Here is a 23,093-nt window from a genome sequence, read left to right as displayed (position 1 = left end):
TTTTTTTATCCGTGTAGCTGCTTCCAGATGGCATCTTTAAGCTCCACAAGGCCTTCGCCCGTTACACCGGAGAAAAACAGAGGCTGTTTGTTTTCCGGGAACTCTGCGGAGATTTCTTTTTTAAGTTCGTCATCCAGAAGGTCGGATTTGGATACGGAAATAATAAAATCTTTGTCCAGAAGTTCAGGATTGTATTCTTTCAATTCATTCTCAAGGATCTTGTATTCCTGGAAATGGTCTTCAGAATCTGCCGGGATTAAGAACAGAAGGATTGAATTTCTTTCGATATGGCGCAGGAACCGGTGTCCCAGTCCTTTACCTTCAGCAGCTCCTTCAATAATTCCGGGGATATCGGCCATGACGAAAGACTTGTAATTCCTGTAATCCACGATTCCCAGGTTAGGGGTAAGGGTCGTAAAGGCATAATTCGCGATCTTCGGTTTAGCTGCAGAAACTGCGGAAAGCAGCGTTGATTTTCCGGCATTCGGAAAACCTACAAGGCCTACATCTGCTAAAATCTTAAGTTCGAAAATTACATATCCTTCCTGCCCGTCCATTCCCGGCTGTGCAAATCGGGGCGTCTGGTTGGTGGAAGACTTGAAATGCTCGTTTCCTTTTCCTCCCATTCCGCCTTCCATGAGGATGATTTCCTGTCCGTCCTCCATGATTTCGCCGATGATCTCACCGTCTTCATTTTTGGCAATGGTCCCGATAGGAACCTCAATATATACATCTGCGCCATACGCGCCGGTTAACTGGTTTTTCCCTCCGTTTTCCCCGCGTTCCGCTTTTACGTGGCGTGTGTACCGAAGAGGAAGTAAAGTCCATTCATTGGCATTCCCTTTCATGATGATGTGGCCTCCGCGGCCTCCGTCACCTCCGTCCGGTCCTCCTTTGGGAATGTATTTTTCACGGCGGAGGTGGGCAGAACCTGCGCCTCCGTGGCCGCTCTTACAATGAATCTTTACGTAATCTACAAAATTTGACATTTCTTATCCTTAATGAGTTATGAGTACTGAAGCATGAGGTATGAATTGTAAAAACTTATAACTCATCACCCATAACTTTTAACTATTTTACTTTTTCCACTTCAGAAAAAAGCTTTTCTGAAATTTCGTTGATATCACCAACGCCGTTTACTTCCACATATTTCCCCTGCTGTTTGTACAGCTCGGCTACTTCTGCGGTTTTGGTATAATATTCTTTAATCCTGTTTTCGATGATCTCTACATTGCTGTCGTCTGATCTTCCGCTGGTTTCTCCTCTTTTCAGTAATCTTTCTACCAGAATCCTGTCTTCTACCACCAGGGACAGGCAAACATCGATCTCATCATTCAACTCTTCCTGAACGATTTTTTCCAAAGCTTCTGTCTGGGCTACCGTCCGCGGATATCCGTCAAAAATAAATCCGTTGGTATCCGTAGGCTTTCTGAGCTCATCGATCAGCATATCCGTAGTCACCTGATCCGGAACCAGCTCACCTTTATCAATATATGATTTGGCCAGTTTTCCAAGCTCAGTATCATTTTTCATATTGAATCTGAACAGGTCACCTGTTGAAATCTGTTTCAGATTAAATTTCTCGATCAGGTTTTGTGCCTGGGTTCCTTTACCGCTTCCCGGAGGGCCGAACAGAACAATGTTTATCATAATGTTGTTTCGCTTCTGGCAATTGGCAGCAGGCCTGTGGCTTCCTGCTTTTTGCTGTTCAGCATTTAAAATTAATATTTACTTTTCTTCGATTTATTTTTTAGCTGTCTAGTGGTTGATTTGTCCCTCTTCCAGCTGGTACAGATTCGGCAGGTTCCTTCCCAGTTCATCATAATCCAGTCCGTAACCGAGAACAAATTTGTTCGGAATTTCTTTGCCGATATAATCCAGTTTGAAATCTTTCTTGTAAACTTCAGGTTTCAACAGGAATGAAGCCAGTTTTACGGATTTAGGACGCTGGGTTTCCTTGAAATACTTGAACAGGCTTTCCACTGTATTTCCTGTATCCACAATATCTTCTACCAAGATAATGTGGCGGTCTTTTACATCCTTGGTCAGCTCCATTTTCTGGTAAACGATGCCCGTAGATTCAGTACCTACATAAGAGCTCATCTGAATAAATGCAATCTCGCACGGTCCGGGATAATGTTTCAGAAGGTCTGAGAAAAACATGATCACTCCATTCAGAACCCCTATGAAAACAGGAACTTCATCCTTGTAATCTTCGTAAATCTTTAAAGCCGTTGCTTTTACAATTTCCTGAATTTCGGCGTCCTCCAGATAAGGAACAAAAGTTTTGTCGTGAACTTTAATACTTTCCATAAAAATTTTAGTAGGCGGCAAAGTTACGGATTTTTGATCAAAGTTTTTATGCGTTGGAAGGAAGGATTTTATATGGATAACAGTAAAAGTACTGACTGAAGCAGACTCAGCTACCGGTTTTAAAAAGTTCAGGACGAATTAATAATAATCATATTACCGTCAGCCTAATTGTTACAGGAAATTTTTAAATGCTCTTGAGGCATACACAAAGGCTGCTGGCGTTTTGAAGCTATTGGTGAAAAAATTACTATATTTGTCATACAACATTACCCAAAAAACAGTCATGTAGGATATAGTTTCTTTCAGATTTAATGATAAAGCAGCATTGTGGCTGTTGAAGTTCAACTTTAATTAAGAAAGGAATTATGTTTTTTTTACACCATATATCTTTTGGGTTTCCCGCAGGAAATCTGCTATTCAATTCTATCGACTTAACGGTACCTTCATCATCAAAATCAGCTTTGGTAGGCAGCAACGGTACAGGTAAATCTACGCTGCTGAAAATCATGGCCGGTGAGCTTATTCCTCTGGAAGGAAGTGTACGTATTGAGGGAAATCTTTTTTATGTTCCGCAGATGTTCGGCAACCTGGATCATCTGACCGTAGCAGAATGCCTTACAGTAGATCAGAAACTGGATGCGCTTCAAAAAATCACCGGTGGAGAAGTGGAGCAACGGTATTTTGACCTCCTGAATGACGATTGGGACATTGAAGAACGGTGCAGGCAGGCGTTGGAGTACTGGAAACTGGATTCCGTAAGCCTTTATCAGAAGCTGGAGACGCTGAGCGGCGGCCAGAAGACCAGAGTTTTCCTGGCCGGGCTACAGATTCATCAGCCCAATACCATACTGCTCGACGAACCGACCAATCACCTTGACCTGGAAGCCCGGCATCTGCTGTACGACTGGCTGCATAAGACCAGTGCAACCGTAGTCATGGTCAGCCATGACCGTACTTTGCTCAATCTGGCAGATACCGTTTTTGAGCTGAGTAACCAGGGAATTTCTACCTATGGCGGGAATTATGATTTCTATGCCGCGCAAAAAGACATTGAAAACGAAGCTTTGCAAAACGACATCCACTCCAGGGAACGTGCTCTGAAAAAAGCTAGGGAAAAAGAGCGCGAAACATTGGAAAGGAAACAGAAGCTTGATGCAAGGGCAAAAGGCAAACAGGAAAAAGCAGGTGTCGCTAGGATCATGATGAATACGATGCGGAACAATGCGGAGAAAAATTCTTCCAGGCTGAAAAGCATTCATGCTGACAGGATCGGTGAAATTTCCGGAGACCTGCGCGATCTCCGCTCCGGAAGGAAAAATGTGGAACAGATGAAAGTCAGCTTTGACGATCCGGACCTGCACGAAGGGAAACTGCTGGTTTCAGCAGACGGAATTAATTTCCGGTATGGACAGGAAAACCTTTGGAAAGAAAACCTGAACTTAGAGGTCCGCAGTGGCGACAGGATTCAGGTAAAGGGTTCAAACGGTTCCGGAAAAACGACCCTCATTCGATTGCTGCTGGGAACACTGCAGCCGTCCACCGGAAAAATTTCAAAGTCAGGTTTTCATGCAGTCTATGTCGACCAGGAATATTCCCTGATTGACCAGAACGCAACCGTATATGATTTTGCCCGGCAGTTCAATGATACGGCTTTACAGGAATCCGAAATAAAGACGTTGCTTTCAAGGTTCCTGTTCGGCAAGGAAACCTGGGATAAAAGATGTGGAGTGCTGAGCGGGGGAGAATGCCTGCGGCTTTTGCTGTGTGCATTATCCATCAGCCGGAAAGCACCCGATATGATCATCCTCGATGAGCCTACCAATAATTTAGACCTTCAGAATGTGGACATCCTGACGAATTCGATTAAAGATTATCGTGGAACCCTGCTGGTTATTTCGCATGATGCGGTGTTTTTGGAGGAGATAGGGGTGAAGCGTGAGGTGGTGATGGAATGATTTTAAACCTAATGGGTTTTTAAAAACCCGTTAGGTTTTGTTTATAGATCACCATAGGTCACCGGAATATTTTTGATAAAGCATCTTCAGAAGTTCTTTAATAGTCGAAATTTTTAATAAATCCTGATTTTTTTGCCTGTCCAGTTCTCGAATCAATTCCGATTTTTTAGATCCTTCATCTTTGATATCTTTATGAAGTCGCCCTTGCTACTTCAATTGCAGACGAATATTTATCTGCTTTTATCTATGACATTATGGAATTATTTGATGACCACCTGGTAAAGTGAATACCTTTTAGGTCATGGTTTTTACTTTTAATTTAAACATATCAATTCTTAACAGTAATCACAATTGATTTAACAGCATGAAGTTATCAAATAATGATTTTTATTTCATCCAAAATAAATTCCCCCTCAAATTTGCCCACACAATTTTTTAAAAGTAATTTTGCATGAATCTAAAATAAAAGTAAAATATGTCAACTTACGTAGTTGTAGGTCTTCAGTACGGAGATGAAGGGAAAGGAAAAATCACGGATGTTTTATCGGCCAAATCAGATTATGTGGTGCGCTTCCAGGGTGGAGACAACGCAGGTCACACGGTATATGTGGGCGATGAAAAATTTGTGTTGCACCTTCTTCCGTCCGGAGTCCTTCAGTGCAAAGGGAAATGCATCATTGCCAATGGAGTGGTGGTAAATCCTAAATCTTTCATTAAGGAGGTAAATCAGATCGAAAGCAAAGGCCTGAAAACAGACCACATTTTCATCAGCAGAAGAGCACATGTCATCATGCCATACCACATTCTTCTGGATACCTACCGTGAGGAAGAGCACGGAGGAACGCAGATCGGGACCACCAAAAAAGGGATTGGACCTTGCTACGAAGACAAAATTGCAAGAGTGGGCATCAGGATGATCGATCTTCTGAACCCTGAAATTTTAAGAGATAAAATAGAGAAAAACCTGAAGGTTAAAAATTCCCTGTTTGAAAAATACTACGGAAAGCCGGTTTTGGATGTTGAAGAGATCTATAATGAATTCCTTGAAATCGGGAAACTGCTTCAGGACAGGATCGTAGATACCGAACTGGAACTGAACCAGGCGATCCAGGAAGGTAAGAATGTTCTGTTTGAAGGTGCTCAGGCCCTGATGCTGGACATTGACTTCGGAACCTATCCTTACGTAACGTCATCTTCTCCGTCTACCGGAGGAGTGTGCACGGGAGCAGGAGTTCCTCCTACTTCCCTTCAAAACCTGATCGGGGTGGCCAAAGCTTACTGTACAAGAGTAGGAAACGGTCCGTTCCCTTCTGAATTGGATAATGAGCTTGGGGAAAGCATCAGGCAGATCGGAGGCGAATTCGGCGCAACGACCGGAAGACCGAGAAGAACAGGATGGTTAGACCTGGTTTCCCTGAAACATGCCTGCATGATCAACGGGATCAACAACTTGGTGATTACCAAACTGGATGTCCTTACCGGGATCGAAAACCTGAAGATCGTTACGCATTACAAAACTGAAGATGGCAAAATCATCGACTATTTTACTTCTTCTACTGAAAAATTATACAACTACGAACCGATCTACCAGGATCTTCCGGGCTGGACTGAAGATCTTACCAAAGTAAGAAGCTACGATGAGCTTCCGGACACGGCTCAGAAATACATCGAGTTTATTGAAAAATATCTGGGTATCAATGTGTACTTAGTTTCTGTGGGTCCTGAAAGAAGCCAGAACATCATCAGAAAGGAACTATTCTAACAGGATATCCATCTTAATCATACTACAGAGACTGTCATCGGACAGTCTCTTTTTATTTACCACGACAGGTGATATTTTTTCATCATACCATAAAACAATATTATTTAAAGCATAGTTAAATTTAATACTTCGGCTTCAATGTGTGATTTTGTTGAGTTTTTATTAATATATTGGCTTATGTTTTGATGCTTTAATTATGTTATTGAATAACCTGTGATAAGTTGATAATTTTGTGTAACCCATCTAAATGTTTATTGTGATGAAAAACCCGTTTAAAAATGAAGAGTCCCGTTTTAATGAACTGCTCTTTGAACACCGTAATAAAGAATATGGTGCGTATGTATTAAGAAATGAATCCGACAGAATATTAACCAAAGCGCTTTTTGTGGGCGTGAGTTTACTGGCTGCGATTTCAATTACACCATTGATTGTTTCAGCTTTTAAGACAACAGAAGTGAGTATAGAAACTCCTGATCCGGGACCGTTTGTTTTTAAAGATATACCTGAACATGAAGTTGTTGTCCCTGTAAAACCGACTCCTCCAGCCGCTCAGCAAAAGAAAGTTAAAACCTTTGATGAAACAATACCGGAGCCTAAAGCTAATCTAACCAAAGAAAAAGTGGTTGAAAAGATTGAAGGCGCGGTTGCGGGAACCAGAAATAACAGCGATGGTGAAACCGCTCCGGCAAATACCTATGTGCCGCAGGCTCCGGCCATCAATACTGGACCTGTTTCCATTCCGACAGCAACCACTCCCGTGCCTGAAAAAGCAGACCCAAATGCGGTTTCTACTGTTGTTGATGTGGAGGCGAGCTTCCCTGGCGGCATCGATTCTTTCAGGAATAAAGTATTAAATAACTTCGATGGTTCTGGCATCGATTCAGATGGTGTCGTAAAAACCATGATTACATTTATTGTGGAACGTGACGGATCTATCTCCGCCATCAAAGCAGACGGTAAAAATGCTGATTTCAACAGTGAAGCATTAAGAACCATCAAAAACATCAAAGGAAAATGGATTCCGGCCAAAGTAAAAGGCCAGGCGGTAAGAAGCTATTTTAAATTCCCAATTTCTATGAAGTTTGAAAATTAACACTCCAGACCAATCTTGATACTTATCCACAAAGAATTTTTTTTGTGGATAATTTTTTTTAGGGCTAAAAGGCTTATTAACAATATTTTAACTCATTTTTCGTTTTCATCGTTCACGAGGAGCAAAGAAAAAAGTGTATTTTTGAGCCTTAAAGTTCTAATAATGGCAAAAATCATAGGGATCGCTAATCAGAAAGGAGGAGTCGGGAAGACAACCACAGCTGTTAACCTGGCTGCGGCATTAGGGGTGTTGGAAAAGAAAATTTTAATTATTGATGCTGATCCTCAGGCAAATGCAACTTCCGGACTGGGAGTGGATGACGTTCAGTATTCAACCTATAATCTTCTGGAGCATAGTGTGGATACTAGGACCTGCATCAAAAGAACCGCAACTCCGAATCTGGACATCGTGCCGTCGCATATTGACCTGGTTGCAGCAGAGATTGAGCTGGTAGACAAAGAAGACCGGGAATATATGCTTAAGAAAGCATTGCAGACCGTTCGTGATGATTATGACTATATCATCATCGACTGTGCACCGAGCTTAGGTCTGATTACTGTTAACGCCCTTACTGCGGCTGATTCCGTAATCATCCCGATCCAGTGTGAATATTTCGCCTTGGAAGGACTGGGTAAACTGTTGAATACCATTAAGAATGTTCAGAAAATCCACAACAAGGATCTTGATATCGAAGGCTTGCTGCTCACCATGTACGACGGAAGGTTAAGGCTGTCCAACCAGGTGGTGGAAGAAGTTAATGCCCACTTCCCTGAAATGGTTTTTGAAACCATCATCAGCAGGAATGTAAGGCTGAGCGAAGCACCGAGTTTCGGAGAGAGCATTCTGAATTATGATGCGGAAAGCAAAGGTGCCATTCAGTACATTCAGCTGGCGGAAGAAGTGCTGCTGAAAAACGAAAATTTAGTAAAGAATTAATAAACAGCTGATAGCGAACGCTATAGCTTTACATATACTATGAAGGACAAAAAAAGAGCGATGGGGCGTGGTTTGGGTGCTATTCTTAGTGCTGAATCCAAAGCGACGATCAACTCAGCAACCGACGAAGGTGCCGACAAGTTTGTAGGGAATATTGTAGAAGTAGCTGTTGAGGATATCTATCCGAATCCCACTCAGCCAAGGACCTATTTTGACGAAAAAGCACTGAACGAACTGGCGCAGTCGATCAAAAATTTAGGCGTTATCCAGCCGGTTACCCTGAGAAAGGACGGTGAAAAGTTTGAAATCATATCCGGGGAAAGGAGGTACAGGGCCAGTAAAATGGCAGGCCTGGCCACGATTCCTGCCTACATCCGACTGGTAAACGATCAGGAGCTGCTTGAAATGGCCCTGGTGGAAAATATCCAGAGGGAAGACCTTGATGCCGTGGAAATTGCTCTGACCTATCAGAGATTAATGGATGAAATCGGTCTTACGCAGGAAAACCTGAGCCAGAGAGTAGGAAAGGACAGAAGTACCATTACCAATTCCATCAGGCTTTTAAGGCTAAGCCCGGATATCCAGAACGCCATCAGAAGCGGGGAGATCTCTGCCGGGCATGGCCGGGCGATCATCAGCCTGGACAATGAAGAACTTCAGCAGATCCTGTTCGAGAAAATCATCAAGGAACACCTGAATGTACGACAGTCTGAACAGGCTGCGGCCATACTGAAAAATCCTAAGTCACCGGCGGCCAGGAAAGCGGCAAAAGCTGAACTGCCCAATCATTTTAAAAGGGCTGAAAAAGCCATTGCCGACCTTCTCGATGTAAAAGTGGAGATCAAAACAGCCGGAAACGGTAAAAAAGGGAAAATAGTTCTGGACTTTAAAAATCAGGAAGAACTGGATTATATTCTGTCCCATATCAAATAAATGAATAAAACACTCTTAATATTCTTCCTGTATCTGTCTGCGCTGGGCTATGCCCAGGTGAGGCCCAATGATACCATCCGGGTGGAATACCATCCGAAGGACAGCGTATCGGTTGAAAGAAATAATACAAAAACAGAATCAGCTGTAGTGGCTGACCTTGAAAATGCCAATGGTCCTACCCGCAAGACCATGAAGCTTAATCCTACCAAAGCGGGCCTGTATTCCGCCGTACTTCCCGGACTGGGCCAGTTTTACAATAAAAAATACTGGAAAATCCCTATCGTATGGGGGGCTGTAGGAACCGGAGTAGGAATCGCGGTATGGAATGATAAGCAATACCGTAAATACCGTGAGTATTATATTGCCAAGCTGAACGGTACGCCTAATCAGTTTGTGGATGAACATCCGTGGCTGGATAAAGTAGCCTTGGGAAATGCGCAGGACAGAGCAAAAAGACAACGCGATTATGCCATTGCCATTTCAGGGCTTATTTACATCCTCAATATTGTGGATGCAGTGGTAGATTCCCATTTATATGAAAGCCGCCATGATCCGGACCTTACTTTCAATCCGGCAGTAATCCAGGACCAGTACGGAATAAATCCTCCTAAAACAGGAATAAGTTTAAGTTACAGATTTTAAGGCCGTGGTGATAATAACGGCCTGTTAAAAATAATAGGACAATGAGAATAGCATTAGTTGGATATGGTAAGATGGGCAGAATCATAGATGAGATTGCCACTCAGAGAGGACATGAAGTGGTCGCCAGGCTAAAAGAAACCCCAACTGCTGAAAACCTGAACAATCCCGATGTGGTGATTGAGTTTTCACTTCCGGAAGCCGCTTTCGGAAATATCAAGTCATGTCTGGAACACCAGATTCCTGTGGTGTGCGGAACTACCGGCTGGCTGGAAAAAAGAAAGGAAATAGAAGATCTTGCTGTTCAGAATGATACTGCATTCCTCTATGGTTCCAACTTCAGCCTTGGCGTCAATCTGTTCTTCGCACTGAATGAAAAGCTGGCCGGGCTGATGAAAAACAGGGATGAATATGCCTGTCAGCTTGAAGAGATCCATCACGTCCATAAAAAAGATGCTCCCAGCGGTACTGCAATTTCTATTGCAGAAGGAATCATCCAGCACCATCCGAAATTTGATGCCTGGAAACTGGAGGAAACGCAGGACAATCAGTTAGGTATCTTTGCTATCCGTGAAGATGAGGTTCCGGGGACACACAGCGTGTTTTACAGAAGCGAAGTGGATGAGATCGAAATCAAGCACACGGCATTCAGCAGAAATGGATTCGCTTTGGGGGCGGTGATCGCTGCAGAATGGATCCGTGACAAAAAAGGAAATTTCGGGATGAAAGATGTTTTAGGGCTGTAGTCCTGTAACGAAACATCAGATTCCTGCACTAATATAAATGTTGCTAACACAAATTATAACAGACAGGCACAAAAATTTATGAATTACTTTCTAACTTATGCAGTATACGTTGTTATTTTATCCCTTCTGATGGGAATTTCAACATGGAAGCTGTTCAAAAAAATGGGCTACAATCCGGTTTTCGCATTTGTCCCGTTCTATAATTACTTCATCATCCTCAAAGAGACCAAGCATCCTAAGTGGTGGGCTCTTCTTTCCTACCTTCCTATTGTAGGACCTATCATGATGTCTGTTTTCCATATTTATCTTATGAAGAAATTCGGGAAAAGCCTTACGCAACAACAGCTGCTGACGGTTTTTCTTCCGTTCATTTATATGGCTGTAGTCAATTATTCCAAAGATACGGAACTGGAAGATGAAAGCATGAATGACATGTTTCTTACCGAAGAGGAGAAAAATGCCAAAAAGAAAGATTCATTTATCGGATCTATCACTTTTGCGGTGGTCTTTGCCACCATCATCCACGTATTTGTTACCCAGCCTTTCGGGATTCCTACGGGATCTATGGAACGGACACTGCTCGTTGGAGATTTCCTTTTCGTTAATAAATGGAGCTATGGCTACAGGCTGCCCATGCGTCCGGTAGCAATACCTTTCCTACAGGGAACTATTTTTGATACCGGCCAGCCAGGAAACCCTAAAGATGATCCTAAATCTTATGTAGATGCGGTTCAACTGCCTTATGAGAGAATATTCCAGTTCAGTAAGCCGCAGAAAAACGATATCGTTGTATTTAACTACCCGCGTGATTCTGTGCATACAGCGACAGACAGGAAAGATCCTTATGTAAAAAGATGTGTTGCCGTAGCAGGCGATACTTTTGAAATGAGAGCAGGAAGACTGTTTGTAAACGGTAAGCCGGAAACTGTTCTGGGAGACCAGGAAGTACAGCACAGGTATATCGTAACGACAGGAAGCCAGCTGGATATTCCGTCACTATACAATATTTACGGTTTTTTACCCGTTCAGGAGCAGCAGACAGATAAAGGATTTATCTACGGTTTCCAGGGACTTACTGATAAAGTGGCAGCAGATATCAAGGCTCTTCCTCAGGTAATTGAGATGAAGGAAGACATTCAGGAAAAAGGACTTGCCGCCGTGTTTTACAGAGATGAAGCAAGAAAGAAAATAGATACCACACAGTCGATCTTCCCGATCAACAAGCCCTGGAACCAGGATTGGTACGGACCGCTTAGAATTCCTAAAAAAGGAGACGTTGTGGCTGTTAATAAAGAAACCCTTCCTGAATACCGCTGGATTATCTCTGAATATGAACATAATCATCTTGAAGAAAAAGGGAACCAGATTTTTATCAATGGCCAGCCTGCAAGCACTTATACGATCAAACAGGACTACTATATGATGATCGGGGATAACAGGGATGCTTCCCTGGATGCCAGGTTCTTTGGTTTTGTTCCGGAAGAAAACATCGTAGGAAAACCAATGTTTACCTGGATGAGCTTACAGGGAGCGTTCAAAGATAACAGTTCCTCGTATCAGGCTCCGTTTAAAGTCCGTTGGGACAGGATGTTCAAAGCTACGAACACCGGCGAATCCAATAAAGCCTCTTACTGGTGGATTGCAGCCATGATCCTGATCCTGTTCTTCGGATGGGAATATTTTGTGAAGCTGTTCAGAAAGAAAAATGCAGAGCAGGATTAATCAGTTAAATAAATTATAAACAGAATGAAGTATTTGAAAAAATACTTCATTTTTGCATCATGAATATGAAGAACGTATTATTGCCGGTATTTTATCTGCCGCCTATTTCATGGTTCTCAGTGTTTTTAAATCCTGAGAATACCATCGGGCTGGAACAGCACGAAAATTTTCCAAAACAGACGTACAGGAACCGGGCCAACATCTATGGAGCCAATGGCAAGCTTGCTCTGATCATCCCGATCAGGCATAACGGAAAAAGGCTCTTGAAGGACATTGAAATGTCTGACTCCGAAGACTGGAAGACCCTGCACTGGAAATCCATCAAGACAGCCTACCAGAGCTCGCCTTATTTTGAATACTACGAAAGCAGGCTGAAAGAAATTTATAATTATGAAGGAAATTCACTTCTTGATTTTAACCTGAATGCCCTTCAGATCATCCAACAGATACTGAAAACAGATCAGGCATATATTTTGAATGAAAAATACATCAAAAATCCGGAAGCGGTAAATTTCAGGGAACGTTTTTCAGCTAAGGCACCTTCAGAATTTGCTATGGAAGACTATTACCAGACATTTTCGGATAAGCTTGGGTTTCTTAAAGATCTGTCTGTTTTAGACCTGATCTGTAACAAAGGACCTGAATCTGTTACTTATATTAGAAATATTAAATAATCTTATTAACATGAAAAAGATTTTGTTGGCTGCTGTTTTCCTGACAGGTTTCAGCTTTGGTTTTGCTCAGCAAGCACAGGATAAAAAACTCGATCCTAATGAGGATAAGGACCTGATGACATGGTATCATAAAGATTTTGCCACCACAAAAGTATATGGGATCAATACCGAAAACGCATATAAATTTTTAGAGTCCAAAGGTCTTAAGCCTAAAACAGTTATCGTTGGTGTTTTAGACAGCGGTGTTCAGGTAGACCATCCGGGACTGGTGAAAAACATATGGACCAATCCTAACGAAGTTCCTGGAAATGGTAAGGATGATGACGGTAACGGATACATCGATGACGTTCACGGATGGAACTTTATCGGCGGAAAAAACGGCGATATCGATGTAGACAATATGGAAGTTACGAGAGTGGTTGCCAAATACAAGCCTGTTTTTGAAGGGGATGATTCTACTAAAAACAAAGCTAACCAGGCTAAAATGCCGGAAGAGTTTGCGATGTATATGAAAGCCAAAGAACTTTTTACCGATAAAAGTACAGAAGCCAGACAGAGCCTTCAGACATTCACCATGATCAATACCCTGATCCCTAATATGATGAAAATGCTGAACGGCAAAGCAGTGACTCCGGAAACGGTAGCCGCTATACCGGCTCCTACCGATCAGAAAGATGCCATTGCATTGAATATATTGAAGCAGGTTGCGCAAAGTCCGGATTTTAAAGGCAAATCGTCTGCGGAATTTGAAAAAGCCATCTCTGCACAGATGAAGGAAGCTATTGATCATTTTGAGCCTCAGAGCAAACAATATGATCTCAGTTATGACCCGAGAAAAGAAATCGTAGGGGATAATTATGATGATTATTCTGAAAAGAAATATGGTAATAACCATTATGAGGGTCCGGATGCAGAACACGGAACCCACGTTGCGGGTATCATTGCCGGTCTTCCTCAGGGGAAAGAAGTACAGTACGGAGTTGCGTCGAGGGTAGCGAAAATCATGTCTGTAAGAACAGTACCGAACGGGGATGAAAGAGATAAGGACGTGGCTAATGCCATCAGATATGCGGTAGACAATGGAGCCAAAGTGCTGAACATGAGCTTCGGTAAGCCGCTTTCTCCAGGTAAAAATGTCGTTTGGGATGCATTCAAATATGCGCAGGATAAAGGCGTACTTTTGGTGAAGGCTGCCGGTAATGAGAATGAAGATGTTGCTGAGCATGTTGCATATCCTACCAATTTCAAAAATGCTACAGATGAAAAGCCGTTTGTGAACAATGTTTTGGTTGTAGGGGCAAGTACCAATAACAATGATGCTTTACGAGCGAGCTTCTCCAATTACAACAAGAAAATGGTGAATGTATTCGCCCCGGGAGAGCAGATTTATTCTACGGTCCCGAAGAATGAATACAGATACCTTCAGGGAACGTCCATGGCTTCGCCTGTTGTAGCCGGTGCAGCAGCAGTGCTTCTGGCGTATATGCCTGGGCTAAAGCCTGACCAGATCATCGAGTCACTGGTGAAATCCAGCAATCCGAGTACCGTCAATCAGTTTAATACCTATTCACAGGCCGGAGGCGTAATCGATCTTGAGAAAGCGGCAGAATATGCGTACACGAACTTCTACAACGGCAAATCCGGATCTGCTAAAAAAGCAGCAAAACCATCCAGAAAAGCAGTGAGGAAATAATTCTGATTTTACTTCAGGAATAGCAATATAAGAGTCCGGGTCGTCCCGGACTTTTTTGTTTTCACAATTTATTTGGCACGGTTTTTTATGACTTTATACTAACTATAATAAACTAGAGTATGAAAAATTTATTTCTTGCAGGCATACTGGGAACTTCACTTTTTGCAGTGTCTTGTTCCTCTGTAAACAGAGCTGCGAATTCCCAGAATCAGAGGGCTGAATTTTTAAAAATGAAAGGGGACTGGGAAATTGTACGTATCGATTACGATAAGCAGTATAAGATCAAACCTTTTGATGAAGGTGCAGATATTCAGTGTTTCATTGGAAGCCACTGGAGATTGATTCCCAATAACTACACAGGAGCATATACTTTAAATGGCGGCGGATCCTGCCCTGCTCTTACACAGCCTATAAAATTTGAGTCAAAAGGAGGCAATACTTTTATGTTCAAGAAAATTGCTGCCGGAACCAAGGCCAAACAAAATACAGTAGGGTACTCCCTGACCATTGTTGATCAGAATACAGACCAGTTTTCATTGGAACAGAATGTTCCATTTGATGGAAATAATGTAAGAGTCGTATACCATTTCGAGAGAAGCGGAATGAAATAAGTAATAATAACAAAAAAATTAAAAAGATGAAATTAACTAAAACATATATCGGAGCGTTTTTCATGTCGTCAGCACTATTGCTGACAAGCTGCGAAACCATTCAGAATTCCAACCACCAGCAGAGAGGTACAGCCGTAGGTGTTGCTTCAGGAGCAGTGATCGGAGGCGTATTGGGTAACAATGTAGGTAGAGGAAAAAATGCAGCCTTAGGAGCTGTTTTAGGCGGAATTATCGGTGGTGTAGCTGGTAATGTGATCGGTTCCAAAATGGATAAGCAGGCTAAGGAGATTAAAGAAACCTTACCTGGCGCTGAAGTAGAAAGAGTAGGGGACGGTATTAAGATTACTTTAAGTGAAAGCATTGTGAATTTTGCTTTTGACTCATCAGACCTTACTGCTGCAGCTAAAACCAACCTGGATAAATTGGCTCAGGTACTCGTTAACAACCCTGATACCAACATCAATATCTATGGCCATACGGACAGCAAAGGTTCTGATAGTTATAATATGAGCCTTTCTGAAAGAAGAGCCAATTCGGTAAAAGCCTATCTTATGGGTAAAGGAATAGCATCATCCAGATTATATGCTAAAGGTGAAGGAGAAAGCATGCCTGTAGCCAGCAACGATACCGATGCGGGAAGAGCTAAAAACAGGAGGGTAGAATTTGCTATTACAGCAAACGAAAAAATGATTAACGATGCCCAGCAGGGACAGTAATTAATTAACATATAAATATTTTCCAGATAACCGCTTCGGCGGTTTTTTTTGTATTTTTATCCGGAATTTTTTTTTAAATTGTTATTTTTGCATCTGAAACCACATAAATGAAGAAATATGTAAAGCTGCTCCGGATGGAGCAATGGGTGAAGAACCTGTTTGTTTTTGTTCCCCTCTTTTTTTCAGGCAATATTACCAATGTTGATCTTCTTACCAAAAGTATTGTTGCATTCGTTATTTTTTCACTTACTGCCAGTGTGGTTTATATCCTTAATGATTATAATGATATTGAAGCAGACCGCAAGCACCCTGAAAAAAGAAGGCGTCCGTTAGCCAGCGGTGCCATATCGAAAAGACAGGCTGTTGCCATTCTGATTGTTTTACTCGTGATCAACAGTATTGCTGTCTTTCTTGCTCAGATATATTTCCATCAGAATTTATGGAAATTTGCCGTGATCATAGGCTTTTATTTTGTGATGAACCTGGCTTATACATTCAGGCTGAAGCATGTTGCCATTGTAGATATTTCCATTATTGCGGTAGGCTTTGTACTCCGCGTATTGTCAGGAGGATACATTACCGGGATTAAAACTTCGCAATGGGCGATATTGCTTACATTTGTCCTTGCGCTGGTTCTGGCCATCGGAAAAAGGAGAGGAGAACTGATCAATGCGCAGGTTTCCGGTAAAACACGGAGGGCTTTGGATGGATATAATGTTCAGTTTGCAGATATAACCCTTTCTATTTCTGTAACACTGGCCATCGTATGTTACCTTATGTTTACATTATCACCTGAAGTCCAGATGCGGTTTCATGAAAGGGTATTTTATACGGTTATCTTTGTGGTCTTTGCTTTTCTGCGGTATCTTCAGCAGACGCTGGTATACAACAGGACGGAATCTCCAACCAAGATCGTGTACAGGGACCGGTACATTCAGGTCACCTTAGTGTTGTGGGTTGCTGCATTTTTAATTCAAATCTACTTTAAAAAATGAAGCCTAATTTTATACAGAAAGTCACCAACTGGGGCAATTTTCCGATAGTGGAAAAAGAAATAAAGTCTGAAGACAGCTTCCGTAAAATAAAGGAATTTGTACTCGGGCGTAATGAAGTGATCGCAAGGGGAAACGGGAGGTGTTACGGGGATGCTTCATTAGGCGACCATATTTTTTCAACCAAAAAACTCAATAAGTTTATCAGTTTCGACCGGTTGAACGGAATCATAGAATGTGAGTCCGGCGTGCTTCTTTCCGAAGTCCTGGAAGTCGCTGTTCCGCAGGGCTACTTTCTGTATGTGACACCCGGGACAAAATTTGTGTCTGTGGGTGGTGCCATTGCCTCAGATGTGCATGGTAAAAATCATCACGCCGAAGGATGTTTTTCTGAGTACGTCCTGGAGTTTCAGCTTATGACGGAATCCGGTGATATTATGACCTGTTCAAGGGAAGAGAACCAGGAAAAGTTCTGGGCAACCATCGGGGGAATGGGACTTACAGGGATCATTCTGACGGCAAAATTCAAGCTTAAAAATATAGAAACGGCTTACATCCGCCAGGAAAGCATCAAAGCTGAAAACCTGGATGAAATATTCCGCCTTTTTGAGGAAAGTGAAAGCTGGACCTATACGGTAGCGTGGATCGACTGTTTTCAGAAAGGCCCCAATACTGGCAGAAGTATCCTGATGCGGGGAGAACACGCCTTCCAGCATGAACTGCCGCAGAACCTTTCCGGAAGTCCCTTAAGGCTTAAGAAAAAGATTGAACCCAATGTCCCGTTTTACTTTCCGGGATTTGTATTGAATGCGTTTACAATTAAGATATTCAATCTGCTGTATTATAAAAAGCAGTCTAAAAAGGAACTTAAAAACTTTATTGATTACGAGACTTTTTTTTATCCTTTAGATGCCATCCATAACTGGAACCGCATCTATGGGAAATCAGGATTTATCCAGTATCAGATGGTCATCCCGAAAGAGAATGGAAGAGAAGGAATGAAAAAAATCCTTGAAACCATTGCCAGCAGCGGAAACGGATCCTTCCTGGCGGTGCTGAAACTCTTCGGGAAAAACAATCCGCAGGCGTACAACTCATTTCCGATGGAAGGCTATACGCTCGCACTTGATTTTAAAGTCAATGCAAAACTTAAAAAGCTGGTAGATAAGCTGGATGATATCGTACAGGAATTCGGGGGAAGGATTTACCTTACCAAAGACAGTATGAGTAGGTCCTCCCTTACCGGTTATCTAAAAAATATCCATAATCCTAAATTTGTGTCTCTTCAGCACAAAAGAATCATAAACAACCATTCATCATGATAGTTCTGGGAAGTACATCCGAGGTAGCACAGGCTTTTGTGGAAAAAGCACTTCAGGAAGGGGAGAAATTTGAGAAAATTTATCTCGTGACCTCTAACAGGGAAACAACCGAACGGTTTGCCAGGCATATTGATGTGAAGTTCTTTCAGCAGTCCGAAGTCATTGAGCTGGACCTGATGAAAGAGATTGATTACAACAGGCTGGATTCTGTACATTCGCAACTGCTGTTCTGTGCGGCAGGATACCTGGGTGAAGGTTCTGAAGAGGGACTGTACGACAACAGGAATACCGAAAGGATCATCAGCATCAACTATTCCCGCCTGGTTCCCGTTATCAATCACTTTGCCTATAAATTCGAAAGCCGGAGGTCCGGAACCATCATCGGACTATCCTCAGTAGCCGGTGACCGTGGCAGGCAGAGCAATTTCATTTATGGAAGTGCAAAAGCGGCATTCACAGCTTACCTAAGTGGTTTAAGGAACTATCTTTTTGAAAAGAAAGTCCATGTCATGACGGTTAAGCCGGGCTTTATGGCAACCAAAATGACCGAAGGCATGCCGTTGAACCCGGCATTGACGGCAACTCCCAAACAGGCAGCGGCCCATATTTTTAAAGCGTACAAAAGCAGGAGGAATATTACCTATGTACTGCCGGTATGGGCAGTGATCATGATGATCATCAGGAACATTCCGGAATTCCTATTCAAAAAATTAAAACTATAAATGATGAAAAAATTATATTGCTTTGATTTTGACGGGACCATTACCTATAAAGACACCATGTTCATGTACCTCAGGTTTTATGATCCAGCCAGGTTCAGGATGCAGTTTTTAAGGCATGTTCCCCTCTTTATTCTGCTTAAACTGAAGCTGGCCGAAACCGAAAAAGTGAAAAAAAGCTTTATCGGTTCGATCCTTAAAGGCCAGACCCAGGAAAAGATTGAAAAAAAAGCACAGCAGTTCTTTGAACAGCATTATCCTAAAATCGTAAGGGAAAATGCGCTGGACTTTATCCAAAATATGGATCGTGAAAGTACGAAAAGCCTTTTGGTTACCGCTTCACTGGATATATGGGCAAAACCCTTTGCAGAAGCCCTGCAGATGCAGCTGGTAGCTACTAAGGCTGAATTCCGGAACGGCATTTTTACAGGCAATTTTATCGGTAAAAACTGCAACGGAAAAGAAAAACTGGTCAGGATACAGGAAGAGATCCATGATTCAAAATTTGATAAAATTATTGCTTTCGGAGATACTTCCGGAGATAAATATATGCTCAGGTGGGCAAATGAAGGTCATTACCAATTTTTTCATTAATTTTGGATGATAAAATAGGGTCATGAAAAAACTGTTTGCCATAGGGTTAGGAACTATCATCAGCTGTTCCGGGATGCCTTCAGATAAAACTTCGCCAATGCAGGACAATGCACAGATCATCGTTTCAGAATCACAGGGAGGTACAGGAAAGCCGGGATTTACCATTCTGAAGAATGAACAGGAATTCCAGTCTGTCATCCGTAAGAGCCAGTTTGGTATCGTAGAAGCAGGAACTGATGTGCAAAGTAAGATGCCTGCTTTCCCCAAAGGCAAAACCGTGGTGCTGTATAACCTTGGAACATTCAATTCCGGAGACCATACGGTAACACAGATCAACAATATTTCTGTACAGAATAAAGTATTGTATGTAGAGGTACCGCAAAAAGTTTCAGGTGGAATGGAGATCCAGGTGATTTCCCATCCGTGGATCATTTTTGCTGTTCCTGCAGGATATCAGTTTAACTCCGTAGAATTAAAATATTCAAAGTAAAATGAATAAAATATATTTAGATAACGCTGCAACAACGCCTCTTTCAGAAGAAGTTATCGATGCCATGGTAGACACCATGAAAATGAATTTCGGGAATCCGTCTTCCACCCACAGCTTTGGACAGGAAGCCAAGATCCTCATCGAAAACGTGAGAAGGCAGATTGCAGATTATCTTCACGTCACTCCTGCGGAAATCATCTTCACTTCATGCGGGACAGAATCCAATAATATGATCATCAAGTCCAGTGTGGAACATCTGGGCATTGAAAGGATCATCAGCTCTCCTCTGGAGCATAAATGTGTTTCTGAAAGCATCCTGGATATGAAGAACAGGAAAGGAGTAGAGGTAAATTACATCCGTCCCGATGAAAAAGGGGACCTGGACCTGGGCAGGCTGGAAGAACTGCTGAAAGTTTCTGATAAAAAGACCCTGGTAAGCCTGATGCACGCCAATAATGAGATCGGGAACCTCATTGATATCAAAAGAGTGGCGGAATTATGCAAGCAGTATAATGCTTTGTTCCATTCTGATACGGTACAGACCATGGCCCATATGAACCTTGATTTTTCTGAGATCATGGTGGATTTTGCCTCATGCAGTGCCCACAAGTTCCACGGGCCGAAAGGCATCGGTTTTGCATTTATCAGAAAAGCAACAGGCCTGAAAGGTATTATTACCGGTGGGCCTCAGGAAAGAAACCTGAGAGCCGGAACAGAGAACGTAGCCGGGATTGTAGGTCTGGGCAAAGCACTGGAGCTTTCCCTTACCCATATGAATGCTTACAGGGACCATATGCAGGCTATAAAGGATTATGCAATTGAAAAATTAAGCGCTGAAATCCCTGGAATGAAATTCAACGGCAGAAGTGCTGAGAAAGATAACAGTTTGTATACGGTTTTAAGTGCGTTACTGCCATATAAAAACCCTTTGATCGGGCTTCAGCTGGATATGAAAGGTATTGCGATTTCCCAGGGAAGCGCGTGCTCTTCCGGAGCTTCAAAACCTTCCATGGTCATGATGATGGTCTTAACTGAAGATGAAATGGATACCTGTACGCCATTAAGAATATCATTCAGCCACCTGACCACCAAAGCAGATATTGATGCTTTGACCTCTGCGCTGAAAGAAATCTCGGAAGATTTCGTTATAGAAAAAACAAATGTTGAACATAGATAGTCTTATTTCGTAAAAATCGTAATTTTGATTTCGTAATAAAACAATTTTAATCTGATAGAATATTAATTTAAATAAAAATAAAAAAATGGCTTTAGAAATTACAGATAGCTCATTTCAGGAAACGGTTTTAAAATCTGATAAACCGGTATTGGTAGATTTTTGGGCAGTATGGTGCGGACCATGCAGAACGTTGGGACCAATCATCGAAGAAGTAGCAACAGATTTTGAAGGGAAAGCAGTAGTAGGGAAAGTGGATGTAGACAACAACCAGGAAATTTCCATGCAGTACGGGATCAGAAATATTCCTACTGTACTAATCTTTAAGAACGGAGAAGTAGTGGATAAGCTTGTAGGCGTAGCTCCTAAAGAAGTAATCGCTGAAAAACTAAGCGCACACTTATAAAAAAATAAGTTTGATAATGAATGCCTTCCGCTTTTGGAAGGCTTTTTTTTGCAAAATAATTTGCAGGGTATTAAAAAAGATGTAATTTTGCAATCACAAAAAAGAAACGACGTTCTTTATTTTAGCAAACAATGATCCGGTAGTTCAGCTGGTTAGAATGCCGCCCTGTCACGGCGGAGGTCGCGGGTTCGAGTCCCGTCCGGATCGCAAAAGTTTTTCAATTTACTTTTCAAACAAAATTAGATCCGGTAGTTCAGCTGGTTAGAATGCCGCCCTGTCACGGCGGAGGTCGCGGGTTCGAGTCCCGTCCGGATCGCAGAAGTTTTGTCAATTTCTTTTTAAAAAAATTGATCCGGTAGTTCAGCTGGTTAGAATGCCGCCCTGTCACGGCGGAGGTCGCGGGTTCGAGTCCCGTCCGGATCGCAACTATTCGATTATAATAGTATAAGTGCTGTAAAACATCTGTTTTACAGCATTTTTATTTTAAGACAGGTCCTGGTAGATTATTTGTACTTTTTAACAGCTACTTTACCAATGGAATATTCAGTGTGGTTACATTTTTTATTTCATCCAGCACAAAAGAGCTCTGCATCTTTACAATCCCCTGAACTTTCGTCAGTTTTTCAAAGGCAAAGATATTGTAGTGATCAAGGTCTTTGAGGACAACCTTGATCAGAAAGTCGTACATACCTCCGATGGAGTAGCATTCCACGATTTCTTCAATATTCCTGATTTCCTCCTGAAAGCGCCTGATGTGTTCATCATCATGCACAGCCAGTGATACATTGCAAAATGCAATCAAGGGTAACCCTACTTTTTTATTATCCAGCAATGCCACATATCTTTTGATGTATCCTTCGGTTTCCAGGCGTTTTATACGCTCATAAATGGGTGTTTTAGAGATATGCAGAAGATCTGAGAGCTCTTTGATGTTCAGTTTCGCATTATTCTGTAAGGCATTCAGTATACCGATATCGGTTTTATCAAGTTTCGCCATAGGATAATTTCCTGTTTATGGTTGTTATACAGTTTAATTTGGGAATATTAAATATTTTCAAATCTAAATTTAGGAATATTTCCTAATTTAATCAATATCAGTAGTTCAAATGTCTATTTAATATAAATTTACAGAACATAAATGACTACAATGAATCAGACTAAAGAAGAAACGGATTTAAAAAAATGTGTATTGATCATCGACAGTGCACAACCTACAGGGATTATTGCCAATACAGCCAGCGTCCTGTCTATTACGCTGGGCAAATATGCCGGAAATATCATAGGACATGACATCTGTGACCGGCAAGGAGGCATACATCTGGGCATCACAAAAATTCCAATACCGATATTGGGTGCTGTGGCTGACAAGATAAAAGAAATACGGAAGCATCTCTTATCGCTTGATAGGGAGGATCTGATCATCGTGGACTTTTCAGATCTTGCCCAGCATTCCAAAACATATGAACAATATGAAACGGCAATGCTTACGACTGCAGAAAATGAGATTCACTACAGGGGTATTGCTTTATATGGTGACAAGAAACTGATCAACAAAGCTACAGGAAATTTAAGCCTGATCAGATAGCCTGTTCAGGATCAATAT

General features: G+C 42.0%; 24 protein-coding genes and 3 tRNA genes. 23 read left to right on the top strand and 4 right to left on the bottom strand.

Features of this window, described 5'->3' with window-relative positions; all coding sequences use genetic code 11:
• Window positions 1-5: 5 nt before the first annotated feature.
• The 3 genes from obgE to CGB83_RS06750 form a co-directional block, all read right to left on the bottom strand.
• Complete coding sequence (gene obgE, locus CGB83_RS06760; RefSeq protein ID WP_100075129.1) at window positions 6-989, bottom strand: GTPase ObgE; 984 nt, start codon at window positions 987-989, stop codon at window positions 6-8.
• 82 nt (window positions 990-1,071) lie between these two features.
• Entirely contained in the window at window positions 1,072-1,650 is a 579-nt protein-coding gene (locus CGB83_RS06755) for an adenylate kinase (protein WP_100075128.1), read from the bottom strand.
• Window positions 1,651-1,758: 108 nt separating this feature from the next.
• Complete coding sequence (locus CGB83_RS06750) at window positions 1,759-2,313, bottom strand: phosphoribosyltransferase (protein ID WP_072884752.1); 555 nt, start codon at window positions 2,311-2,313, stop codon at window positions 1,759-1,761.
• 365 nt (window positions 2,314-2,678) lie between these two features.
• On the opposite strand from CGB83_RS06750, the gene CGB83_RS06745 reads away from it, so the two are divergent.
• The 22 genes from CGB83_RS06745 (at window position 2,679) to CGB83_RS06640 (ending at window position 21,913) form a co-directional block, all read left to right on the top strand.
• Window positions 2,679-4,268, top strand: coding sequence for an ABC-F family ATP-binding cassette domain-containing protein (locus CGB83_RS06745; RefSeq protein ID WP_100075127.1), 1,590 nt, complete (start codon window positions 2,679-2,681; stop codon window positions 4,266-4,268).
• Between the two features lie 475 nt (window positions 4,269-4,743).
• Complete coding sequence (locus tag CGB83_RS06740) at window positions 4,744-6,030, top strand: adenylosuccinate synthase (protein WP_100075126.1); 1,287 nt, start codon at window positions 4,744-4,746, stop codon at window positions 6,028-6,030.
• 259 nt (window positions 6,031-6,289) lie between these two features.
• Window positions 6,290-7,123, top strand: coding sequence for an energy transducer TonB (locus tag CGB83_RS06735; RefSeq protein ID WP_100077524.1), 834 nt, complete (start codon window positions 6,290-6,292; stop codon window positions 7,121-7,123).
• Window positions 7,124-7,285: 162 nt separating this feature from the next.
• Entirely contained in the window at window positions 7,286-8,059 is a 774-nt protein-coding gene (locus CGB83_RS06730) for a ParA family protein (RefSeq protein ID WP_100075125.1), read from the top strand.
• A 39-nt stretch (window positions 8,060-8,098) separates the two neighbouring features.
• On the top strand, window positions 8,099-8,992 hold the full coding sequence (locus CGB83_RS06725; protein ID WP_100075124.1) for a ParB/RepB/Spo0J family partition protein: 894 nt from the start codon (window positions 8,099-8,101) through the stop codon (window positions 8,990-8,992).
• Window positions 8,993-9,634 (top strand): DUF5683 domain-containing protein, encoded by a 642-nt coding sequence (locus CGB83_RS06720; protein ID WP_100075123.1) that lies wholly within the window; start codon window positions 8,993-8,995, stop codon window positions 9,632-9,634. It abuts the gene before it with no gap.
• A gap of 41 nt (window positions 9,635-9,675) precedes the next feature.
• The gene (dapB, locus tag CGB83_RS06715) at window positions 9,676-10,377 is read left to right on the top strand and encodes a 4-hydroxy-tetrahydrodipicolinate reductase (RefSeq protein WP_100075122.1); all 702 of its coding nucleotides are present in this window, start codon (window positions 9,676-9,678) and stop codon (window positions 10,375-10,377) included.
• Window positions 10,378-10,455: 78 nt separating this feature from the next.
• The gene (gene lepB / locus CGB83_RS06710) at window positions 10,456-12,099 is read left to right on the top strand and encodes a signal peptidase I (RefSeq protein WP_100075121.1); all 1,644 of its coding nucleotides are present in this window, start codon (window positions 10,456-10,458) and stop codon (window positions 12,097-12,099) included.
• A gap of 65 nt (window positions 12,100-12,164) precedes the next feature.
• A complete protein-coding gene (locus tag CGB83_RS06705; protein ID WP_100077523.1) occupies window positions 12,165-12,773 on the top strand; it encodes a WbqC family protein in 609 nt (202 codons plus the stop codon).
• 10 nt (window positions 12,774-12,783) lie between these two features.
• Entirely contained in the window at window positions 12,784-14,466 is a 1,683-nt protein-coding gene (locus CGB83_RS06700) for a S8 family serine peptidase (protein ID WP_100075120.1), read from the top strand.
• Between the two features lie 119 nt (window positions 14,467-14,585).
• A complete protein-coding gene (locus tag CGB83_RS06695; RefSeq protein WP_100075119.1) occupies window positions 14,586-15,077 on the top strand; it encodes a hypothetical protein in 492 nt (163 codons plus the stop codon).
• Between the two features lie 26 nt (window positions 15,078-15,103).
• Entirely contained in the window at window positions 15,104-15,793 is a 690-nt protein-coding gene (locus CGB83_RS06690) for a YiaD family glycine zipper/OmpA-like lipoprotein (protein ID WP_100075118.1), read from the top strand.
• Window positions 15,794-15,900: 107 nt separating this feature from the next.
• Window positions 15,901-16,788, top strand: coding sequence for a decaprenyl-phosphate phosphoribosyltransferase (locus CGB83_RS06685; protein ID WP_100075117.1), 888 nt, complete (start codon window positions 15,901-15,903; stop codon window positions 16,786-16,788).
• A complete protein-coding gene (locus CGB83_RS06680; RefSeq protein WP_100075116.1) occupies window positions 16,785-18,107 on the top strand; it encodes an FAD-binding oxidoreductase in 1,323 nt (440 codons plus the stop codon). Before CGB83_RS06685 ends, CGB83_RS06680 begins: the two co-directional genes overlap by 4 nt.
• The gene (locus CGB83_RS06675; protein WP_100075115.1) at window positions 18,104-18,829 is read left to right on the top strand and encodes an SDR family NAD(P)-dependent oxidoreductase; all 726 of its coding nucleotides are present in this window, start codon (window positions 18,104-18,106) and stop codon (window positions 18,827-18,829) included. The genes CGB83_RS06680 and CGB83_RS06675 overlap by 4 nt, the downstream gene beginning before the upstream one ends.
• Before the next feature lie 3 nt (window positions 18,830-18,832).
• Window positions 18,833-19,420 (top strand): HAD family hydrolase, encoded by a 588-nt coding sequence (locus tag CGB83_RS06670; protein WP_100077522.1) that lies wholly within the window; start codon window positions 18,833-18,835, stop codon window positions 19,418-19,420.
• A gap of 22 nt (window positions 19,421-19,442) precedes the next feature.
• Window positions 19,443-19,910 carry a hypothetical protein gene (locus tag CGB83_RS06665; protein ID WP_100075114.1) on the top strand — a complete coding sequence of 156 codons (468 nt, stop codon included), beginning with the start codon at window positions 19,443-19,445 and terminating at the stop codon, window positions 19,908-19,910.
• A gap of 1 nt (window position 19,911) precedes the next feature.
• Window positions 19,912-21,087, top strand: coding sequence for a cysteine desulfurase family protein (locus tag CGB83_RS06660; protein WP_100075113.1), 1,176 nt, complete (start codon window positions 19,912-19,914; stop codon window positions 21,085-21,087).
• Window positions 21,088-21,172: 85 nt separating this feature from the next.
• Window positions 21,173-21,490, top strand: coding sequence for a thioredoxin (trxA, locus tag CGB83_RS06655; protein WP_027379107.1), 318 nt, complete (start codon window positions 21,173-21,175; stop codon window positions 21,488-21,490).
• A gap of 133 nt (window positions 21,491-21,623) precedes the next feature.
• Window positions 21,624-21,697 (top strand) — tRNA-Asp (locus CGB83_RS06650).
• Between the two features lie 35 nt (window positions 21,698-21,732).
• Window positions 21,733-21,806 (top strand) — tRNA-Asp (locus tag CGB83_RS06645).
• A gap of 33 nt (window positions 21,807-21,839) precedes the next feature.
• Window positions 21,840-21,913 (top strand) — tRNA-Asp (locus tag CGB83_RS06640).
• A 100-nt stretch (window positions 21,914-22,013) separates the two neighbouring features.
• Here CGB83_RS06640 and CGB83_RS06635 read toward each other — a convergent pair.
• Window positions 22,014-22,487: an Lrp/AsnC family transcriptional regulator gene (locus tag CGB83_RS06635; RefSeq protein WP_100075112.1), complete on the bottom strand. Its 474-nt coding sequence runs from the start codon at window positions 22,485-22,487 to the stop codon at window positions 22,014-22,016.
• A gap of 150 nt (window positions 22,488-22,637) precedes the next feature.
• On the opposite strand from CGB83_RS06635, the gene CGB83_RS06630 reads away from it, so the two are divergent.
• On the top strand, window positions 22,638-23,075 hold the full coding sequence (locus tag CGB83_RS06630; RefSeq protein WP_100075111.1) for a DUF2000 domain-containing protein: 438 nt from the start codon (window positions 22,638-22,640) through the stop codon (window positions 23,073-23,075).
• Window positions 23,076-23,093: the final 18 nt, after the last annotated feature.

It is taken from the genome of Chryseobacterium camelliae (assembly GCF_002770595.1).
GTDB lineage: Bacteria > Bacteroidota > Bacteroidia > Flavobacteriales > Weeksellaceae > Chryseobacterium > Chryseobacterium camelliae.
The sequence above is the reverse complement of the archived record's forward strand: the minus strand, read 5'-3'. Positions and strand labels throughout refer to the sequence as shown.